The organism is Arthrobacter sp. UYNi723, assembly GCF_054057635.1.
The window spans coordinates 25,171-43,170 of sequence record NZ_JBSRZM010000031.1; the positions used below are offsets into that span (position 1 = coordinate 25,171).

15 protein-coding genes and 3 pseudogenes are annotated in these 18,000 nt (G+C 62.2%); 8 read left to right on the forward strand and 10 right to left on the reverse strand.

Going from position 1 to position 18,000, the window contains the following annotated elements; translation table 11 throughout:
* The first annotated feature begins 14 nt into the window (after positions 1–14).
* Positions 15–272 carry a metal-sensitive transcriptional regulator gene (locus ACVWY0_RS19125; protein ID WP_141141385.1) on the forward strand — a complete coding sequence of 86 codons (258 nt, stop codon included), beginning with the start codon at positions 15–17 and terminating at the stop codon, positions 270–272.
* Between the two features lie 109 nt (positions 273–381).
* Positions 382–807 carry a DUF302 domain-containing protein gene (locus ACVWY0_RS19130; protein ID WP_485838084.1) on the forward strand — a complete coding sequence of 142 codons (426 nt, stop codon included), beginning with the start codon at positions 382–384 and terminating at the stop codon, positions 805–807.
* A 435-nt stretch (positions 808–1,242) separates the two neighbouring features.
* Here the strand turns inward: ACVWY0_RS19130 and ACVWY0_RS19135 are convergent, their stop codons facing one another.
* Both ACVWY0_RS19135 and ACVWY0_RS19140 read right to left on the reverse strand, forming a co-directional pair.
* Positions 1,243–1,998: a cation diffusion facilitator family transporter gene (locus ACVWY0_RS19135; protein ID WP_485838085.1), complete on the reverse strand. Its 756-nt coding sequence runs from the start codon at positions 1,996–1,998 to the stop codon at positions 1,243–1,245.
* A 179-nt stretch (positions 1,999–2,177) separates the two neighbouring features.
* Positions 2,178–2,471, reverse strand: a complete 294-nt coding sequence (locus ACVWY0_RS19140) for an ArsR/SmtB family transcription factor (protein ID WP_485838086.1) — start codon at positions 2,469–2,471, stop codon at positions 2,178–2,180.
* A gap of 255 nt (positions 2,472–2,726) precedes the next feature.
* On the opposite strand from ACVWY0_RS19140, the gene ACVWY0_RS19145 reads away from it, so the two are divergent.
* Entirely contained in the window at positions 2,727–3,155 is a 429-nt protein-coding gene (locus tag ACVWY0_RS19145) for a DUF7793 family protein (RefSeq protein ID WP_485838087.1), read from the forward strand.
* A 75-nt stretch (positions 3,156–3,230) separates the two neighbouring features.
* On the opposite strand, the pseudogene ACVWY0_RS19150 reads toward ACVWY0_RS19145, so the two are convergent.
* From ACVWY0_RS19150 to ACVWY0_RS19165, 4 genes and pseudogenes are all read right to left on the reverse strand, one after another.
* Positions 3,231–3,392: pseudogene (locus ACVWY0_RS19150) on the reverse strand (helix-turn-helix domain-containing protein); the annotation flags it as partial.
* Entirely contained in the window at positions 3,393–4,814 is a 1,422-nt protein-coding gene (locus ACVWY0_RS19155) for a dihydrolipoamide acetyltransferase family protein (protein WP_485838088.1), read from the reverse strand.
* A 2-nt stretch (positions 4,815–4,816) separates the two neighbouring features.
* Positions 4,817–5,929, reverse strand: a complete 1,113-nt coding sequence (locus tag ACVWY0_RS19160) for an alpha-ketoacid dehydrogenase subunit beta (RefSeq protein WP_485838089.1) — start codon at positions 5,927–5,929, stop codon at positions 4,817–4,819.
* Positions 5,926–7,143, reverse strand: a complete 1,218-nt coding sequence (locus ACVWY0_RS19165; RefSeq protein WP_485838090.1) for a thiamine pyrophosphate-dependent dehydrogenase E1 component subunit alpha — start codon at positions 7,141–7,143, stop codon at positions 5,926–5,928. Before ACVWY0_RS19165 ends, ACVWY0_RS19160 begins: the two co-directional genes overlap by 4 nt.
* A 159-nt stretch (positions 7,144–7,302) precedes the next feature.
* On the opposite strand from ACVWY0_RS19165, the gene ACVWY0_RS19170 reads away from it, so the two are divergent.
* Positions 7,303–7,767, forward strand: coding sequence for an Lrp/AsnC family transcriptional regulator (locus ACVWY0_RS19170; protein ID WP_485838091.1), 465 nt, complete (start codon positions 7,303–7,305; stop codon positions 7,765–7,767).
* Between the two features lie 39 nt (positions 7,768–7,806).
* Here ACVWY0_RS19170 and ACVWY0_RS19175 read toward each other — a convergent pair whose 3' ends face one another.
* The 3 genes from ACVWY0_RS19175 to ACVWY0_RS19185 all read right to left on the reverse strand — a co-directional run bounded on the left by ACVWY0_RS19175 (position 7,807) and on the right by ACVWY0_RS19185 (position 12,180).
* On the reverse strand, positions 7,807–8,616 hold the full coding sequence (locus ACVWY0_RS19175) for an SGNH/GDSL hydrolase family protein (RefSeq protein ID WP_485838092.1): 810 nt from the start codon (positions 8,614–8,616) through the stop codon (positions 7,807–7,809).
* A 559-nt stretch (positions 8,617–9,175) separates the two neighbouring features.
* The gene (locus ACVWY0_RS19180; RefSeq protein ID WP_485838093.1) at positions 9,176–10,354 is read right to left on the reverse strand and encodes an acyltransferase family protein; all 1,179 of its coding nucleotides are present in this window, start codon (positions 10,352–10,354) and stop codon (positions 9,176–9,178) included.
* Positions 10,355–10,965: 611 nt separating this feature from the next.
* Positions 10,966–12,180, reverse strand: a complete 1,215-nt coding sequence (locus tag ACVWY0_RS19185; protein WP_485838094.1) for an IS110 family RNA-guided transposase — start codon at positions 12,178–12,180, stop codon at positions 10,966–10,968.
* Positions 12,181–12,581: 401 nt separating this feature from the next.
* Here ACVWY0_RS19185 and ACVWY0_RS19190 point away from each other — a divergent pair, with 401 nt between their 5' ends.
* From ACVWY0_RS19190 to ACVWY0_RS19205, 4 genes and pseudogenes are all read left to right on the forward strand, one after another.
* Complete coding sequence (locus ACVWY0_RS19190; protein WP_485838095.1) at positions 12,582–12,950, forward strand: hypothetical protein; 369 nt, start codon at positions 12,582–12,584, stop codon at positions 12,948–12,950.
* A gap of 386 nt (positions 12,951–13,336) precedes the next feature.
* Positions 13,337–13,726, forward strand: a pseudogene (locus ACVWY0_RS19195) (IS1380 family transposase); the annotation flags it as partial.
* A 566-nt stretch (positions 13,727–14,292) separates the two neighbouring features.
* Positions 14,293–15,810: a tyrosine-protein kinase domain-containing protein gene (locus ACVWY0_RS19200; protein ID WP_485838097.1), complete on the forward strand. Its 1,518-nt coding sequence runs from the start codon at positions 14,293–14,295 to the stop codon at positions 15,808–15,810.
* 174 nt (positions 15,811–15,984) lie between these two features.
* Positions 15,985–17,373: an O-antigen ligase family protein gene (locus tag ACVWY0_RS19205; RefSeq protein ID WP_485838096.1), complete on the forward strand. Its 1,389-nt coding sequence runs from the start codon at positions 15,985–15,987 to the stop codon at positions 17,371–17,373.
* A 169-nt stretch (positions 17,374–17,542) separates the two neighbouring features.
* Here the strand turns inward: ACVWY0_RS19205 and ACVWY0_RS19210 are convergent.
* Positions 17,543–17,905: pseudogene (locus tag ACVWY0_RS19210) on the reverse strand (transposase); the annotation flags it as partial.
* Positions 17,906–18,000 lie beyond the last annotated feature (95 nt).

Below are 18,000 nucleotides of genomic sequence, written 5' to 3' on the forward strand. Positions count from 1 at the left end.
CCTTTGGAGACTTCATGCAACTCGATCCGACAGAACTGACCCCGGTGGTCAACCGCCTCAAGCGCGCCCAGGGCCAGCTCGCAGCTGTCACCCGCATGCTGGAGGAGGGCAGGGACTGCAAGGACATCGTCACGCAGCTGGCTGCCGTCTCGAAGGCCCTGGACAGGGCCGGCTTCGCCATCATCGCCAGCGGCCTTGAGCAATGCATCGTCCGCGAAGACACCACCATGGACAAAAAAGAGCTGGAAAAGCTCTTCCTCTCCCTCGCCTGAAAAGCAGGGACCCCAAGACCCCGTGCCGGGGGAGCTTCCCCCAAGCTGCCCCGGCACGGCCCCGGCCTGAACCGGGCCGTATCTTTAACGACCTATGAGGAGCAGACTCATGAGCTACACCCACACAGTTACCGTCCCGCTGTCCTGGGAGGACGCTGTCCAGCGCACTCGTGAGGCGCTCGGTGAACAAGGCTTTGGCATCTTGACGGAGATTGACGTCCGCTCCACTTTTGAGACCAAACTCGGCACCGAGGCCGCCGACGCCGTCGGCGACTATGTAATCCTTGGGGCCTGCAACCCCACTTTGGCGAGCCGCGCCCTGGCGGCCGAGCCGGAGCTGGGCGCGCTCCTTCCCTGTAATGTCATTGTCCGACGAGGCAAGGACGCGCTCGAAACCACTGTCGAAGCCATAGACCCACAAACCATGGTCCAGCTCAGCGAAAATCCGGTCGTCCGGGAAGTCGCCGACGATGCCGATGCCCGACTCCGCAAGGCTCTCGCCGGGCTCAGCGATGCAAAAGACATCTCCAACTGACCAAAGTGTAGGCACTTGCAAAGTGCCAAAAAGTCTGTTCCCCGGTTTGAGCCTGCCCAAATAAGCCAGGTGACAGGGCGCGGGCCTTCGTATTCGACGTCGGCGGGCATGTTGATCACGCCGAAGGACAGTACGGATCCCATGGCCGCAGAACTACTTTGATCTGCCCCTCCGGGCCGCAGTTCGCATCCGAGAGGCTTGCGGGGCAGGGTCCATGTGAAACACAGGCCTTGCTTCCGGCATCCGCCGGGGCCCGTGTAGCAGTGAAGCAGCCCGCCGAATACTCCTATCATTTCCACGGCTGCATCGGTGAGGAAGAACCGGCCGTGGCCCGGGAGCTCGGCGATGGTCAGGGCGGATTGATGGCTTTCGTTTCCCGCCCACTGTTCAGAAGTCAGCTGAGCAGGCGCTTGCGCCCCACGGGCCGCGCGGCGGTTAGCGGGCAACGACGAGCACCGTTCCGACGTTGCGGATATTGGTCCGCACGGCGTTCTCGACCGAACGGTTGAGGCTGGCGAGCTCCGCCATGCTCCACCGCGGGTCGGCCGGGGTGGTGACTTCAACGTGGAGCCGGTGGCCGCTCCAGCGGAGGCGGACGGTTGAAGCCGGGGGCGTCACGGGCGCAATGGCGGCCTCGGTACGTTCCAGCAGGGCCGGATCGACGCCGTCCAGGAGCCTTCGGCCGATGTCCCTGGCGGTGCCCCACAGCAGGACGAAGATGGTGATCGAGATCAGGATGCCGATGATCGGGTCTGCCAAGGGGAAGCCGAGCCAGACACCGATCACACCCGCGACGACCGCCAGGGAGGTGAATCCGTCGGTCCGGGCATGGACACCGTCCGCGACCAGCCAGCCGAGGTTGTTCAAGGGCTGCGGCTGGAAGATGCGGATGACGGATTCAACCGCTGCCACGATGGCGGACAAGGCAACCATCGCGACGATGAACAAGCCCGCCAGGTCTTCACTGCGCCCAAAACCGTAGTTGTAGGTCCGCGTCGCCGCGCGGCGGCTCAGGACAAACGCCACCCACAGGGGCACTGCGGTCAGGGCATCGGAGAAGTTGTGAATCGTATCGGCCAGCAGGGCCACCGAGCCGCTGAAAAGAAACACCACCAGCTGCAAGAACGAGGTCACGGCCAGAACGGCCAAGGAAATCTTCAATGCCCGGATGCCCTTGACCGAAGACTCCATGGCCTCGTCCGCGGAATCGGCGGCATCATGGCTGTGCGGGACGAACAGGCCACGGAGAAACCCTCTCAGCCCCCAGGATGCTCGTGCCCGTGATCGTGGTGATGCCCGTGCCTGTAGTCATGATCATGGTCGTGATTGTCCGTCAGCGCCGTGGCTGTCGATGCCGTCACCTGTGCGTTTCATGCCGCGCCGCTTTCCGCCTGCGTGTGGTGGTGGCGGGGCGTGCCGCCCAGGGAATGTTCGGCCTGGTAGATGGCATCGGCCACCAACTGACGGGCGTGCTCATTTTCCAGCCGGTAATACACACGGGTGCCTTCGTGGCGCGTGGAAACCATTCGGGCCATCCGCATTTTCGCTAAGTGCTGGGACACGGCGGACTGGGGCTTACCCACCATCTCTGCAAGGTCGTTGACGGACATCTCACCGTCACGCAAAGCCAGGATCAGCCGGACGCGGGTCGCGTCCGCGAGCATGGCGAGCCCGAAGGTCGCAAGACGCCTTAGACCGGCTTTGCGCTCCGGAGAGGGGCTGCTCTAGGCTGCCCACACCCTCACGGAGTTGAAATCAGCGAGGTCCTTTACCACACGGCCACCGACTGGGAACTTTGCGCGGGGTGGCTATTGCGCTGGCAGGAAAATGCGGGCAGGTCAGGTCGAATGCATCAGCTCCGCCGCTGCCGGCCCTTCCCCACCTAGTCCAGGCACGGGGCCGCGTTGGTGCCGACTATCATGGGGTCCAGAACCAATACGGAAGGCCATCGAGTGCGGCAAACTCCAATAGGGCGAACTCCAATAGAAGGGGGAAAAGGCTCCGTCGAGCTCCGAGGCGACGGTATCGTCCATCTAATCTGGACGCCCCACGCCAAAATCGAGGTAGCCGACGCCAGGGCAGCGATGGCGATGGTCAACGAGGTCTGCAACGGCGTCGATCATCCCATGCTGGTCGATATGGCCGCTACGGAAACTGTCAGCCGCGAAGCGCGCGCGGTATGGTCCATCCCGTGCGCGGCTTCACAGATCGCCCTACTCGGTTCCAGCCCGGTAGATCGAGTCGTTGCTAACTTTTTCCTTGGCATCAACGCGCCCCATGCCCCCACGAAGTTCTTCACTTACAGGAGCGAAGCAATGAGCTGGCTGCTGGGAGACACTGCCCATTGATACAACTGAGGGTAGGGCCGTTCTGCTTGCAACTGGGACGAAACCTGGCAGCTGCGCGCACGTCAGGGCCAGGACGCTTCCCAGCCTGACGCCCGTGTCGCCGCGTTCAATGCGGCGCAGTGTGGGCATGGAGAGATTAGCCCGGTCCGCGGCCAGCTCCTGGCTGAGGCCAAGCACGATTCTCCATTGCTTCAGGTGCTCGCCCAACAGCTCTGCGGTTTCGTCCACCAAGGCCACCTATATGTCCGCGAGCACCGACCCCGGGTTCTCAATCGCGTCGGCCACGAACCGCAGGAACCCGGCTGCTGTGCCACCGTCGCACACCCGGTGATCGAACGTGAGCGTCAGTTCGGTGACTTTCCGGACGGCGAGTTCGCCCTCCACCACCCACGGCTTGTCGACGATCCGGCCAACTCCGAGGATGGCCACCTCGGGGTGGTTGATGATGGCTGCGGAACCGTCCACCCCGAAGACGCCGTAGTTGTTCAGCGTGAAGGTGCCGCTGCCCAGTTCCGCGGGCGTCGCTTTGCCGTCACGTACGACGGCGGTGAGCCGGCGGATCTCCGCGTCCAGTTCGCGGGCACTGAGTTTGTCCGCGTTGCGTACCGAGGGGACCATCAGTCCGCGGTCCGTCTGGGCCGCGAAGCCCAGGTTGATGCCGGCGAAGCCCACGATCTCCTGGGAGCCGTCGGCAGCAGTTTCGATGCGGGTGTTCAGGTCCGGGAATCGTTTTAACCCAGCAGTGACAAAACGTGCGATGAACGCGAGGAGCCCCGGCGTATTGTGCGGATCAGACTTTTTGAGGCCTGCCCGGAGTTCCACCAGCGCTGTGGCATCCACGTCCACCCAGACGGTGGCCTCAGGGATCTCCGCACGGCTGCGGGACATGTTGGCGGCCACGGCCTTGCGGACACCTTTGACGGGTGTCCGGGACGAGATGCCCAGTCCTGTGCGGGAATCGACAGCCCCCTTGGTTTCGACAGGCTCAACCACCGGGCGTTCGGTGGTTGAGCCTGCCGAAACCTCAACCGCCGGATGGATTATGGCTTCAACGTCCCGGCGCATAATCAGCCCACTGTCCCCGGACCCGTGAATGTTGCCCAGGTCCACGCCGTGTTCCCGTGCCATGCGCCGGACGAGCGGTGAAATGACGGCGCCGAGTTTGCCAGGGACCCTCGTCCGGAGGAGCGAGATGTCCACATCCGGGATTTCGACGGGCTCAACCACTGGATTGTCGTTGCTTGAGCCTGTCGAAACCACTGTTCGGGGGGCCCTGGTTCTCCGGGCAGCGCCACTGCCGCCGGGAGTCCCGTACCCGATCAGCACATTTCCGGACCCGGCCTTCTCTTCTTCACGGTACGTATCCGCTGCACCGGTTTCGGCAGGCTTGGTTTCGGCAGGCTCGACCACCGAGCCCACCGGAAGCACCGAGATGAGCGGTTTGCCGACATCCAGCGTCTGGCCGGGCTCGCCGTGGAGCACCGTCACAGTGCCGGCGTACGGGGACGGGACTTCCACCATGGACTTGGCCGTCTCCACTTCGGCGATCGGCTGGTCCACCCTGATCTCGTCCCCTACCGAAACGAGCCAGTTGACCAGTTCGGCTTCCGTCAGGCCCTCGCCGAGGTCAGGCAGCAGGAATACTTTCGTTTCACTCATGGTCAGTTCTCCCACTGGAGGTCGTCTACGGCGTCGAGGATGCGGTCCACGCCGGGCAGGTAGTAGTGCTCGAGCTTCGGCGCTGGGTACGGGACGTCAAATCCCGTCACGCGGCGGATGGGGGCGGCGAGATAGTGGAAGCAGCGTTCCTGGACGCGTGCCACGATCTCGGAGGACACGGACGCAAACCCGTGCGCTTCGGCGATCACCACGGCCCGGCCGGTCTTACGGACGGACGCGCACACAGTCTCGTCGTCGAAGGGAACGATGGAGCGGACGTCGATGACTTCCAGCGAGCGGCCCTCCTCGGCAGCTGCAGCGGCCGCCGCCAGCGCGGTGGGCACTGACGGGCCGTAGGCGATGAGCGTTGCGTCAGTCCCGGCACGGGCGACGGCGGCACGGCCCTCCGAAGACCTGCCCGCCTCGACGTTCAGGGCGTGCTGCGCCCGCAGATCCTCAAGGTCCACCAGGTCTTTCGACCAGTAGAGCTTCTTTGGTTCCATAAACATGACGGGGTCGTCCGAATCGATGGCTTCGCGGAGCATCCGGTACGAGTCGGCCACGGTGGCGGGCGTGAACACCTTCAGGCCCGCGGTGTGGGCGTAGTAGGACTCGGAGGAGTCGCAGTGGTGCTCCACTCCCCCGATCCCGCCGGCGTAGGGAACCCGGATCACCATGGGCAGTTTCACGGTGCCCCTGGTGCGGTTGTGCATCTTGGCCACGTGGCTGACGATCTGCTGGAACGCCGGATACGCGAACGCGTCGAACTGCATCTCCACCACCGGCCGCATCCCGTTCATGGCCATCCCCACGGCCATGCCCACAATGCCGGACTCGGCCAGCGGGGTGTCGAAGCAGCGCTGCTCCCCGAAGGTCTTGGTGAGGCCGTCCGTGATGCGGAAGACCCCGCCGAGGAGGCCCACGTCCTCGCCGAAGACCAGGACGGACGGATCGGCGTGCATCGCATCCGCCAAGGCGGTGTTGAGTGCCTTGGCCATGGTGACGGCCTGCGGTCCGCTGGCCTCAACAGTCGCCGCGGCGGACGCCGCCGCCCGGGCAGTTGCTGCGCTGACGTTGCCGTTGGCCTCGGACGAGGTGGTGATGGTCGGACTCATTTCGCAGACTCCTCTGAGGACGCTTCACGGGCAAGTTCGTCGGCCAGCATGGCGGACTGTTCTTTCAGCTGTGGTGTGGGCACCGAGAACACGTGCCGGAAGAGTTCCTGGGGGTCCACCGGAACGTCCTCACCCAACCCCTCGCGAAGTTGAGTGGCAACGTCCTCAGCGTGAGCGGCGATCCGCGCGGCGCCGTCGTCGTCCAGCAGTCCCCGCCCGGTGAGGTACGTCTTCATCCGGCTGATCGGATCCTTGGCCAGCCACTCGGCCACCTCGCTGTCCTGCCGGTAGCGGGTGGCGTCGTCGGCGTTGGTGTGTGCCTGCATCCGGTACGTGTGTGCCTCCACCAGGAGCGGTCCCGAGCCGGCCCGTGCGAGCTTCACGGCCCGGTCCAGCACGGCGAGGAGGGCCACAATGTCGTTGCCGTCCACCCGTTCGCCGGCCATGCCGTAGCCCACTGCCTTGTGGGCGAGCGACGGCGCCACGGACTGGTGCGCCAGCGGAACCGAGATGGCGTACTTGTTGTTCTGGACGAAGAAGACCACCGGCAGGTGGAAGACAGCGGCGAAGTTCAGGGCCTCATGGAAGTCGCCCTCGCTGGTGGCGCCGTCCCCGCACATCGCCAGGACCACTGTGTCTTCACCGCGGAGCTTTGCCGCGTGCGCAACACCCACGCCATGCAGCAGCTGGGTGGTGAGCGGCGTGCACTGGATGCCCACCTTGTGCCTGGCCGGATCGTAGCCGCTGTGCCAGTCACCGCGGAAGATGGTCATGGTCTCCACGGGATCAACTCCCCGTGCCATGACCGCCACGGCGTCCCGGTAGGTGGGGAACAGCCAGTCGCCGTCGGAGAGGCAGAGTGCCGCTGCCACCTGGCAGGCTTCCTGGCCATGGCTGGACGGGTACACGGCCATGCGCCCCTGGCGGACCAGTGCGGAGTTCTGGTCGTTGACCCGGCGTCCGACGACGAGCTGCTCGTAAGCGGCTAGCAGTTCCTCATCGCCGGGCAGCGGATACTCGTGGCCGGGTTCGGTGCCCTGCTCACTTTCTGCCATGAGCCGTCCGTCCGGATCCACCATCTGGATCTGGTGGCGGGCGGGCAGCATATAGTCCTCCACCGTGATGCCGAACTTGCGCACCGCTTCGGATACGGCATCTTCAGCCGGCAGGCGCTCGGCGTGGTCCGGCGCAGAGTGGTCCGCGGAGATCGTCATTGGTCCGTCCTTCTGTAGCCACTAGTCACCCCCAGTATCGCCCCAAGGGAAGTTTCGTATCCAGTACTTCGCAGAATCATGGAAGGTTCTGCAGAATGGACCTAGTCTGGAAGACGAATTGAAATGTGATCTGGACAACGAGCGGGAGCGGTGGACGAATTGGCACGACTTGACGGAGATTCCGGGGAGGTGCCCCTGGACGACGTCGATCGCAGGATCATCGCCGAACTTACCCGGGACGGGAGGATGTCCGTGACCCAGGTGGCCGAAAACGTCCACATCTCCCGCGCCCACGCGTACACCCGCATCGCCAGGCTCACCGGCGAAGGCGTGCTGACCAAATTCACGGCCCTGGTGGACCCCATCAAAGCCGGGTTGAAGTCCTCCGCCTACGTGACACTCAAAGTAAGCCAACACTCCTGGCGTGAACTGCGCGAGCAACTGCGCGCGATCCCGGAGGTCCATCACATCGCACTTGTGGGAGGTGACTTTGATGTGATCCTGCTGGTCCGCGCCATCGACAACACCGACCTGCGCCGGGTGATTTTCGACCAGCTGCAGGCTATGCCGGGCGTCCAGGACACGCAGACGTTTCTGGTGTTTGAGGATGTTGACACGCGCTGACGGGGTCCAAGAGGCATCGCCGCGTCCGCAGAAGGCGGCTCACTGAGTCAGCGTGGCCCAGGACTCCAGGAACTTCTCAGCAAGGTGCGCGTGGCCGGCGGTGTTCGGGTGCGCACCGTCAAAGTCGAATCCCGGGCTGTTGGCACCCGTGAACCAGCCGGCCTCATAGGCGTCGATGAACGGAGCACCGGCGGCTGCGGCCCCGGCGCGGACGGCGCTGTTCACACCCTGCAGTTCCTCCGCTAACGGCTGGGGGGCCGAGGGCCCAAGAACCACCACCTGGACGCCGGGCCACAACGTGCGGGCAGCCTCGACGGTCTGCGCCGTGGCGCTTTGGATTTCATCAGGGCTGGTGATCAGGGCGTCGTTCTGGCCGCCTTGCAGTATGAGGACGTTGGGGACGAAGCGCGGATCCGCAGCGGCTTCCCGCAACCGGACTTCGTACTCACGGACCCCGTTGTCCTGCGGACCACCGCCCCACGCGAAGCCGGTGCCGCCCTCCCCGTCGATGTTGGTGGGGTATCCGAGCGAGTCGGCAACAAGGTACGCCCACCCCTGATCTGGCCGGTCCGCGCCGTCGCCGGCAGTGTACGAATCGCCAAGAATCAGGAGGACGGGCCGGGCTGGAAGCTGGATTTTCAGCTGTTGGGCCGTTGCGGTCGCTGTGGGTGCCGGGGTTGCCGTGGCAGTCGGTGTGGGAGTCGCCGTGGCCACCTGAGAGCTTGCCGTCACAGGGCTGACTGCTTCGCCCGGGGCGCGGGGATTCGTCAGGGCGATGCCGGCTACCCCGAACGCCGCTACCGCCAGCAGAAAGAGTGCACCGTACTTGAACCATTCCTGCTTGGTCACGCTGTGTCTCCGCCGTTACTCGTCACCCGGCACATCTTACCGGCGTCGTCGCGGAGAGAGGGATGCCAGCGGCGGTCCGCTGATTGCCATCGTCCGGTGTATGGAGCACTCGGAGACGTCCGCCTGCAGCTGATGGGCGCTGCCCCATAGCAGGCTGCGGCGCAGACACAACAAGACGTTGCCCGACTAAGCCGATTCCAGCGGCGTTCCCTCGTGGCCCGCTCGTCGGGTGGAGGAAAGTATCTCTCATGAGAGGCGTAGCCCATACCGGAAGTCCGGCCACCAGTGCGATGCCGGGCGTCCAGGACACGCAGACTTTCTGGTATTTGAGGGTGTTGATACGCGTTAGGGCGTCAGACCTGCCGCGAAAGGCAATGTTTACCCATCTGAAACCTTCTGCTGCGTACTATTTGCCTATGGGGACTAAACAGCACACGACCTTTTGCGCCCTCTGCGCGAAATCAACCAACCACGTAACGGTGTATCAGAAGGCCGACGACGGCGGCCAGCTGATCGCGACGGTACGGTGCGCTGAGCACTCAGGTGACGCCGCTTGACATTACTTCCCGGATGCCCCGGCCATCGCCAGCTCCCGCGCGGGCACCGGAGCGGGACGGACGACGGCGGGCTCCAACCTTCTGGAGGCCCAGCGGCGGATGGGTGTTTCCACAAATCGGAATGACCCGTAGGCCATCACCACGGTCAGGGCTGCCGTCAGCGGTACGCGGATGGCGAGCGATGGGACCAGGGGAATCAGCAGGATAAAGACCGGCAAGTGCCAGAGGTACATCCCATAGGACAGGTCCCGGCCCGGGCGGGACAGCCACCGGTGGCCCAAGATCCTTGAGATGAAGCCGTCGGGCAGCAGGACAAGCCAGCCGATGGCCAACCCGGCCAGCAGCGCCAGGGCCGTCGGGCCCACGGTCCAGAAGACATCAAACCAGGCACCGGGCGTGGTCGGCTCTTTGAGCATGAACACGGCCAGCAACAGGGCGAGTCCAGCGAACGGGCCGCCATGGCGCACCCCGGCCTGCAGCGAGCCGTGGAGCCGCGAGCCCGGGCTGATGGACGACAACACCAGAGCCACGGCGCACCCCAGCAGCAACTCGTCAGCCCGTGTATCCGGCCCGTTGTAAATCCGGGCCAGCGATGCCCCGCCGGAGACCAGGAAGAAGCGTGAAACCAGGAACCCCGCCGCCAGGACGGCGGTGATCCAGGCGACCGTGCGGACCTTCCAGAACCTCAGCATCAGCAGGAGGAGCACTGGCCAGATCAGGTAGAACTGCTCCTCGACGGCGAGCGTCCAGGTTGGGCTCAGCGCGCCGCCGCCGGTCGAGGAACCGAAGGCTCCGAAGTTGGACAGGTTCATCAGGTAGCCAGCCGCCGGAATGGCGTCGGCTTCCTGACCGCCCCAGCCCGACGACGGAAAGATCAGGCCGACCACAACGACAACAGCGCACAGAACCAACAGCGCCGGCCAGAGCCGGGCGAGCCGTTTGGCGTAGAAGACGGCAACGCGCAGCCCGCCCGTGGAGCGGTACTCCTTCATGATCAGGAGCGTGATGACAAACCCGCTGAGCGTGAAGAAGACGTCCACGCCAATGGAGCCACCGGGGGCGAACCCCGTGACGGTGTGGAAGAGAAAAACGCCCGCTACCGCGACGGTGCGCAGCCCATCGAGTGCGTGCTGCCGCCCCGACACCAGCCCGAGTTCGGGCGCCGCCGGGCGTTCGCTCATGTTCAGGATTCCGCTACTTGACCAAAAATTCACCCACTAAGCATATATAACGTTTCCATAACCCCGCTGAGTGAGGGCTGGGCGCCGGCTGGGTGCGGGAGCATGTGCCACGCCGACTTTGCGGAAGCTAGCTCTTTAGGTCAGCATGGCCCAGGACTCCAGGAACTTCTCAGCAATCTGGGCGCGGCCGGCAGTATTCACGAGCGTGCTGTGAGAATAAAGCTCTGGGCTGTTAGCAACTGTGAGTCCCCAGCACGGGCTGCGCTGTATGCAGTTCCGCCACGAGCGGCTGTGGGGCGGATGGGCCAAGCACTGATATGTAGGAACGTTTGTCAAGAGGCAGTGGTGAGCGGCTCCCCGGCTTGATTGGGGGGCCGCTTTCCGTTGGGTGCTGTCCGGGTGTGGTGGGGCGTGCTGGCGAGTCTTGTGTTCGACTGCAGTGTCAGACTGATATTCGCGGGTTGGTTACCGCATGACGATTGTTCGGCTGGGGCGTATCGCTGTCTAGAATCGAGCGTCAACGGTGTGGCCCGTTTGCTCATAGTGCGGTCTCGAGTTAGCCCCGGAGTGCTGCCACGTCACGTCTGCGATGCACCAGGACGGCACGTTCATCAGGCCGCGTTCATACGGCCTCTTCGCCCGTGGTCGCCGTGTTGGAGGGGTGCGGCCAGAGACCAGCACCATCCGGCGAGTTCCCTGGCGATCGCGGTGTTGGCCGTGACGGACCTTTTCTTGCGGGCTTCGAATACTTCCCATTTGTGGTGGAGCCGGTGATTGCCTTCCAGCGCGCGGATCCGGGTGGCCGGGGCGACCAGCTCCAGCTGGCGCAGCAGCCGTTCCCCGGGCCGGGAGTAGGGGCGCTGATGCTGCGCTTCCAGCGCGCGGATCCGGGTGGCCGGGGCGACCAGGTCCAGCTGGCGCAGCAGCCGTTCCCCGGGCCGGGAGTAGGGGCGCTGATGCTGCCAGGCTGCCTCGATGAGGAGTTTGCGGGCGTATTTGCTGCCCGCTTTCGTGATGGGTCCCTGGTGCCGGGATTGGCCCGAGGACTGCTCGCTGGGCACCAGCCCCAGGTAGGAGCCGATGGACGAGCCGGTGAAGCGGGTCCAGTCCCCGATCTCCACGGCGAGTCCGAACCCGGTCGTGGTCTGGATGCCGCGCAGGCACATCAGTGCGTCGATCACCTGCGTGTACTGGCAGTCCTTGGCAATCGCCGCGACGCGCTGGTCAATGCGCTTCAGCTGCGCTGCGAGCAGTTCGGCCTGCTCCACATCGGTCTCGTAGGTGAACTGCAACACCGGGGAGTCAAAATGCTGCCGGTGCAGCCACAGCACATGTTCCTTCGTCCACTTGCTGTCCTTCGGGTACCTGATGCCATGCCGGAGCAGGATCGCGTTCACCCGCTGGCGGGCATGGGCGAGATTCCTTGCCGCCGTGGCCCGCAGCCGGGACAGGTCCCGCAGGTCTTCCTGATCCCGTGTCGGGACCCGCACCTGCGTGACCTGACCAAGGGCGAGCATCTCGGCGAGCAGGCGGGCGTCGCGCTTGTCCGTTTTGACCTTGTCGCCCGGGGCGCGGAGCAGCTTCGAGGACGCCGCGACCACGCAGTCGATGCCGGCCTCGCGCAGGTACCGGGCCAGGACGTATCCGGTGGGGCCGGATTCATACACCGCCTTCACCGGGGGTTCGCGGCGGCGGATCCACTCCAGCACCACCGCCGGGTCGGAGTCCATTTTCGCCTGCACCAGCTCGCCGGTATCCGGGCTCAGCGCGCAAGCAACAACAGAAATCGCGTGAACATCGAGCCCGATGAAAGTATGCTCAAACATAGCCGGGACCTCCCAAAACTCACATGTGGCACTACCATTGCAACGCTCCACGGGCCAACAATCCAAGAGCACCGTCCATGGCAACCCACGGACCCTGTGACACAGAAGGCCCCGGCCTTCACGTCACCGTCCTCGCCTCTTCCCCTGCCCGTCCGGACAAAGGCCGATTCCGCCGGGCCACAGGCCCCGCAGCGCCGCCCCGGCACCACGGATACGCGTCATGTCAGGCCGGCGCTGCGCGGCCGCCCGGCGACAATGGGCCCGATCCGGACGGGCAGGGAACTGAACGCCCCTCACTTCATATCGTCTAAAGCCGCAGCGACGAGGCTCGGGCATTGTCGCCCCAAATGTGCTGACCCAGGCTTCGAAGCGAAAGCCCCGAATCAGAAGTGGTTACGGATGTGACCGACGTCCGCGTGGGCGACCAAAAGCTCTACCTCACACCGGTCATGGATCTCGTCAACCGGCAGGTCATTTCCTGCTCGATCGGCGCGTCACCGAATCTGAACCTCACCAACGCTTCGATGCGCGAGGCTCTCGACTGCCTCGAGCTTGGTCAGCAATTGCTGCATTCGGGCCACGGTTCCGGTGGTGGAGCCAAGGGAAGGCAACGGCGGCGAGTGTGGTCTCATTCAGGTCGTCAGTTTGGGGATCCTTTACGTCGGCGCGGCTTGCTTCTCGAAATCCAGAAGCAGGTGCCGAACACAGCCCAGTTCAGGGCCAGAATGGATATGACCAACCAGAACCCCTCCCCGACTCCGGCGTGGTAGGCGGTGAATATGACAAACAGCGTGGTGGCAACGGCGAGGCTAGCCAGCGAGAGATAGGCCCACCACGGGACGCGTCGAGAGCCGATCAGCTTGGCAGTGCGGCGACCCACGACATCGATGCTCATTGCGCAATCATACGGCCAGCTTTGGGCCAATGAGACAGGATTCTTTAACTTCAGCCTTGGGTGGGGCACGAACTTGAAAAACCTAGGCAGGCACTACTGCGACGTCGCGTCGCACAGCCTTGGGATGTCAGCCCGGGGTTTTCATGAGGGTGGCGCCCACTGGGTGTGGCAAAGCGACGAAAGGTGCTTCTGAGCTGGGAAAATAGTGTTGTTGACGCACTCTTCTACCGGCCGGCAGGAGCACCTTTCTGATGTCCAAGAATACCGGAATTTTTCCCGTCCCTTCCTGTCGCCACGACGGGGCAGCAACTGGTCTCCCACGCCGGACTGACGTGGTGACGTCCCTTGTTGACGCGCTTGGGTTCCGGGGCTTGTGGAGGACCGGTTGGGCCAGTTTGTCCCGTCCGGGCCCCGGCATCGGCCGGGCACCATCCTGGGCTCGTTGGCGGTCATGCTCGCCGGCGGCGGAGAGCACGTCTCCGATCTGGACATCCTGGGACCGGTGCCGGTGTCTTCGGGAACGTTGCTTCGAACGCGAAGATCTCGCGGTTCTTCGAGCGGACCGTGACCAACCCGGATCTCTTCAGTTACGGGTTCAGAACGTTGACGCGGGAGTTGCGTTTGCGGGCGACTTGTACGGCCGACCATCGTCGGAAGTCGTGGGACTCGACGCGGCGGGACTCAGAACAAAATGAGTCATCTGCGCCGTCCGGCAGTAGGAAACGGCATCACGAGGACTGTCCAAGGGAGAGCTTCACGGCGACACCGACACGATCAAGAAAGATTCCTAATGCCTGAAGTGCGAGCGTCGAGTTGGACCGACTGAGGCCCCAACCTTTCGCCCGCCGGCTACATGTTGGCCACTACCGACCCAGGTTTTGGATAGCGTCAGCGACGAATGTCAAGAATCCTCCGGCAGTCGAACCATCACAATCCGAGTGATCATACGTCGGTGTCACTATCGCGACCCTGCGGATCGCTAGACAACCATCCACCACCGAATGTCGGTGCTCCAGCCCATGCCACGTATGACCCCCTGGAGTGGTTGATGAACACAGCCAAATCATCCACTCCGAAGAATCCATAATTGTCGAACCGGCGCGCGTCGGTGCTTGTGGTCACATGCGGCGAGTACAATTGGCAAGACCGCACGAATATAGCCGTTCTGGGGGCGTGCCACTGGCGGCCTCTTGCAATCGACCCAGGGGGACCCCGATTTGGACCTAAGCGACTACTTGCGCATCCTACGCCGCAATTGGATTCTTATCGTCGCCTCAACGCTGCTGGGGATCTTGCTCGGAGGAGCGGCATCGGTATTATCGAAACCCATATACACCTCCGATACTCAGCTTTTTGTCGCTATTCAAGGCTCCGGGTCGGTCCAGGAGTTGCAGCAAGGCAATACATTCAGCCAGGCAAGGGTTCAGTCGTACGTTAAGACCGTCGAAACCCCCGTGGTCCTGCAACCAGCGATAGATGCTTTGGGCCTGCCGGTAACCGCCGACGAACTATCGCAAAGAGTCCAAGCCACGTCGGACCTCAATACAGTCCTTATTAATATTAGCGTTCAAGACAGTTCCCCCGTTCGGTCGGCGGCCATCGCCCAAGAGGTTGCGAGAAGTCTGATCCGAGCTGTCGAAGACTTGGAGACTCCGAAAAGCGGTGGGTCATCCCCAGTCAGCCTCTCTATTATCAAACCTGCAATTGCTCCGGCGAGCCCATCAGCTCCAAACACCCGACTTAACCTACTTTTGGGTGTAATTGCGGGCCTCGCCATGGGCGCCGCAGCGACTGCGCTTAGGACCATGTTGGACAGCCGGATAAGGGGTGAAGCCGATCTCAGGCATATTACGGACTCGCCTTTGCTGGGTGGTATTTCGTTTGACCCGGACGCAACGAAGAAACCCCTTCTCACGCAAGCAGCCCCGCAGAGCCCAAGAGCCGAATCATTTCGCCAGCTGAGAACGAACCTCCAGTTTGCAAACGTGTCTGGAGAAGCTAGAACTGTTCTTATAACCTCGTCAGTCCCGGGCGAAGGAAAAAGTACGACTGCCACGAATCTTGCAATCGCGCTTGCCCAAGCTGGCCAGACTGTTTGTCTTGTAGATGCAGATCTGCGTCGGCCAATGATAAACGAGTACCTTGGCCTCGATCGGAATGCGGGATTGACGACAGTCCTGGTAGGCGCGGCGGATGTCAACGACGTCCTGCAGCCTTGGGGCGACGACAAATTGTTTGTACTCGCGTCTGGACAGATCCCACCTAATCCGAGTGAGCTGTTAGGGTCCGGCGAGATGAAGCAATTGATACTGCGACTAGAAAGCGCGTTCGATAGCGTAATCATTGATGCGCCACCGCTCTTGCCGGTGACAGATGCCGCAGTACTCTCACAGCACGTGGGGGGAGTTGTGGTCGTTGTAGGATCTCAAAGGATCAAGCAAAAAGACTTGCAAAAATCACTAAATGCGCTGGACATGGTCAAGTCAAATGTATTGGGCATAATATTGAACAGAATCCCCAATAGCGGCCCTGACGCTTATGCCTACAGTTATTACAGCCACGATACTGAACATGAGTCCGCCACCAAACGTAATTCTAAGAGGAATCGTCCGGGGACGGGTGGCGGGGACATATTGACTTCTCGTGAGATCTCGTCTGCCTACGATCCCGAAGCGATGGGCTCCCCGGAGCGGGATCCAAGTGTATTCCAATCCAGTCGATTCGACCGCATTTGATCCGGTCAACCGAAAACTAGTAAAGCGCAACAGCCGCATCTAGCCATGTTTTGGAGAATTTAACTAACCGTGATCCCAGTGAACAGCTCTGATTGGTCCCCAAGACTTTCCCCTATCTATCTTAGGCTCAGCACTTAGCAACGGATGCCAATAAATCCTGAATGAGGTCCAAAATTGCCCGGAAATCTTATGATGCAGTGGCATGTAGCGCAGGTGCTGAATACTGAGGTTGTTGCGGCCCCCGGCCCGGTGGTACCGATTTGGTTTTCGATCATAGTCGGGATAGCCGCGCTTATCTTAGGGTATCTGTTCTGCCGAGGGTCCATCTCGAGAGTTGCAGTACTATCGCTGTTGTCAGTCGCTCTCATTCCGCTGCTGCCAGGATTCACAGAGCAGCGCCAGCCGCAGATCATAGCACTCATCCTGGTCACCGGATCGCTGCTCTGCAGTGCTTTTGTGACCGCCAAAGAACGACATGTAAGCCCGAAGCTGGCATTCGTTTGGCTTACCACTATAAGTACGCTTTCTTTCTTGACCGTCGGCGTGATTGAGACTGACATTTTCAGGCTCCTGGTCGGGCTACTCACGGCGACGGTAATGGCTCTCGCTATTATGATAGGCAGCGCCGCTTCTCCGCGCGAGCTGGCAACTATTCGTACAATGCTGTCATTCCTAGCGTGCGTTGCCGCCATCATCGCTATAGCAGAGTTCGTCACTAAGAGGCCATTCTATTTATATACCGAGTTCCAAGTACCCGGGACTACCTACGGAGTATTTCGTGCGTCAGCCTTCCTAGGCCACCCTCTAGTTCTCTGCGTTCTACTAACCTGCGTTGCGGTCTTGAATCTTTCTGGTCCGGCGCACGGCTCCAGAGGCGGAAAGATCTTTCAAGTCCTAAGCATTGCTCTTCCATTGGCGGGTGCCAGTGCATCGGTTTCAAGGAGCATCTACATGTTCGTGGCAGCTGGCCTTCTCGGAATATTGCTAGCTCGGGCGGACAGCGACCGTTCAAAGTTTTTAGCCTTCGCACTTGCGGCAGCAGGCGCCGTTGGCAGCATTGCTATGTACTTCGGTGAAGGGTTTGGACAGCGTTTTGGTGAGCTTTCCGCTCAGGATCAAAGAATTCGCTTAGGCGGTTTTGATACGGTTATGCAGATTACGACAGGTCACGAAATAGTGCTTGGAGCAGGACCGAAGGCTGTGGCCAAAGCGTTCTCAAACAACGTCGAAGGCGTAATCTACGGCACCGTCGACAACCAGTTTTTCACTATGTATGCGGAGTTCGGCCTGATCGGCCTCGCACTAATGGTGGGAATGTTCCTATCGCTGATCCAGGGAATAAGATCGCCGACTTTAGGCTCTTGGCACCGGGCCTTCGTATTGGGTGCCATTCCTTGTGCAGTCGGGTTCTTCCTCATGGAACCCGTCGCGTGGCCGCTTCTTTCGATGGTATTTGGCATCGGAGTGGGCGCAGCCCGCACTTCCCATAAGATTGCCGACACCCGGTTGGGGACCCCATCGCCCAAGGAAGCCCCGCGGAATCATGTCCAGATGCGCGCGTAGCCTCCTTCTTGGAATCATCGGGACAGTGCGCGTGGCGTCCTTCGGTTTGCCGCTTTCGGCTGGTCGAGAGCATCAGTAACTCGGCCGTGAGTGCCTGGATCTGTCGCTGTATGGCCCCGCGTACAGGGCTCTTCAAGGTTCCCGGGGAATGGTCTGCTGAGATGATTGCTCATGCTGCCATCCGGGCTGCACTTCTCAAGAGAATAGGCGATTTGTAATTGGTTGGGTTGCGGTAGCCGCGGGCGGTGCGTTTGATGTGCTTTATCGCGGTGTTGTTGGCTTCTACCTTGGCTGTTGTAGCGCCGGTGACGATGAGGACTTCGATCTCGGCCCACCAGCGGCACACTGTCCGGTAGAGCCTGTTCGTCTCGGGCATCGCGGCGCGTTCCACCAGGTCCGCGAGGGCAGACTTCGCGGCGTCTGCGGCTTCGAGGGACCCGGTGGAGAGCAGGGTGCGGAGTTGTTCCTTGACGTGCCAGGCGGCCTGGAGGCTGCCGGTCGGATCGTCGGCGGCGAACACGCCCGCAAGCCGGTGCTCAGGACTCTGGACACAGCGATTTAGTTTATGAGTGACGTTTCTTTGTTTTTGATCTCGAATCGTAGGATCCGGTCCGTGCCCGGGTAACG

Excerpts from the sequence above, each read along its gene's own strand:
- ACVWY0_RS19160 (WP_485838089.1), bottom strand. The coding sequence starts at position 5,929 with ATGAGTCCGACCATCACCACCTCGTCCGAGGCCAACGGCAACGTCAGC.
- ACVWY0_RS19180 (WP_485838093.1), bottom strand. The coding sequence starts at position 10,354 with ATGAGCGAACGCCCGGCGGCGCCCGAACTCGGGCTGGTGTCGGGGCGG.
- ACVWY0_RS19165 (WP_485838090.1), bottom strand. The coding sequence starts at position 7,143 with ATGACGATCTCCGCGGACCACTCTGCGCCGGACCACGCCGAGCGCCTG.
- ACVWY0_RS19185 (WP_485838094.1), bottom strand. The coding sequence starts at position 12,180 with ATGTTTGAGCATACTTTCATCGGGCTCGATGTTCACGCGATTTCTGTT.
- ACVWY0_RS19145 (WP_485838087.1), top strand. The coding sequence starts at position 2,727 with ATGGGGTCCAGAACCAATACGGAAGGCCATCGAGTGCGGCAAACTCCA.
- ACVWY0_RS19125 (WP_141141385.1), top strand. The coding sequence starts at position 15 with ATGCAACTCGATCCGACAGAACTGACCCCGGTGGTCAACCGCCTCAAG.
- ACVWY0_RS19140 (WP_485838086.1), bottom strand. The coding sequence starts at position 2,471 with ATGCTCGCGGACGCGACCCGCGTCCGGCTGATCCTGGCTTTGCGTGAC.
- ACVWY0_RS19155 (WP_485838088.1), bottom strand. The coding sequence starts at position 4,814 with ATGAGTGAAACGAAAGTATTCCTGCTGCCTGACCTCGGCGAGGGCCTG.
- ACVWY0_RS19135 (WP_485838085.1), bottom strand. The coding sequence starts at position 1,998 with ATGGAGTCTTCGGTCAAGGGCATCCGGGCATTGAAGATTTCCTTGGCC.
- ACVWY0_RS19130 (WP_485838084.1), top strand. The coding sequence starts at position 382 with ATGAGCTACACCCACACAGTTACCGTCCCGCTGTCCTGGGAGGACGCT.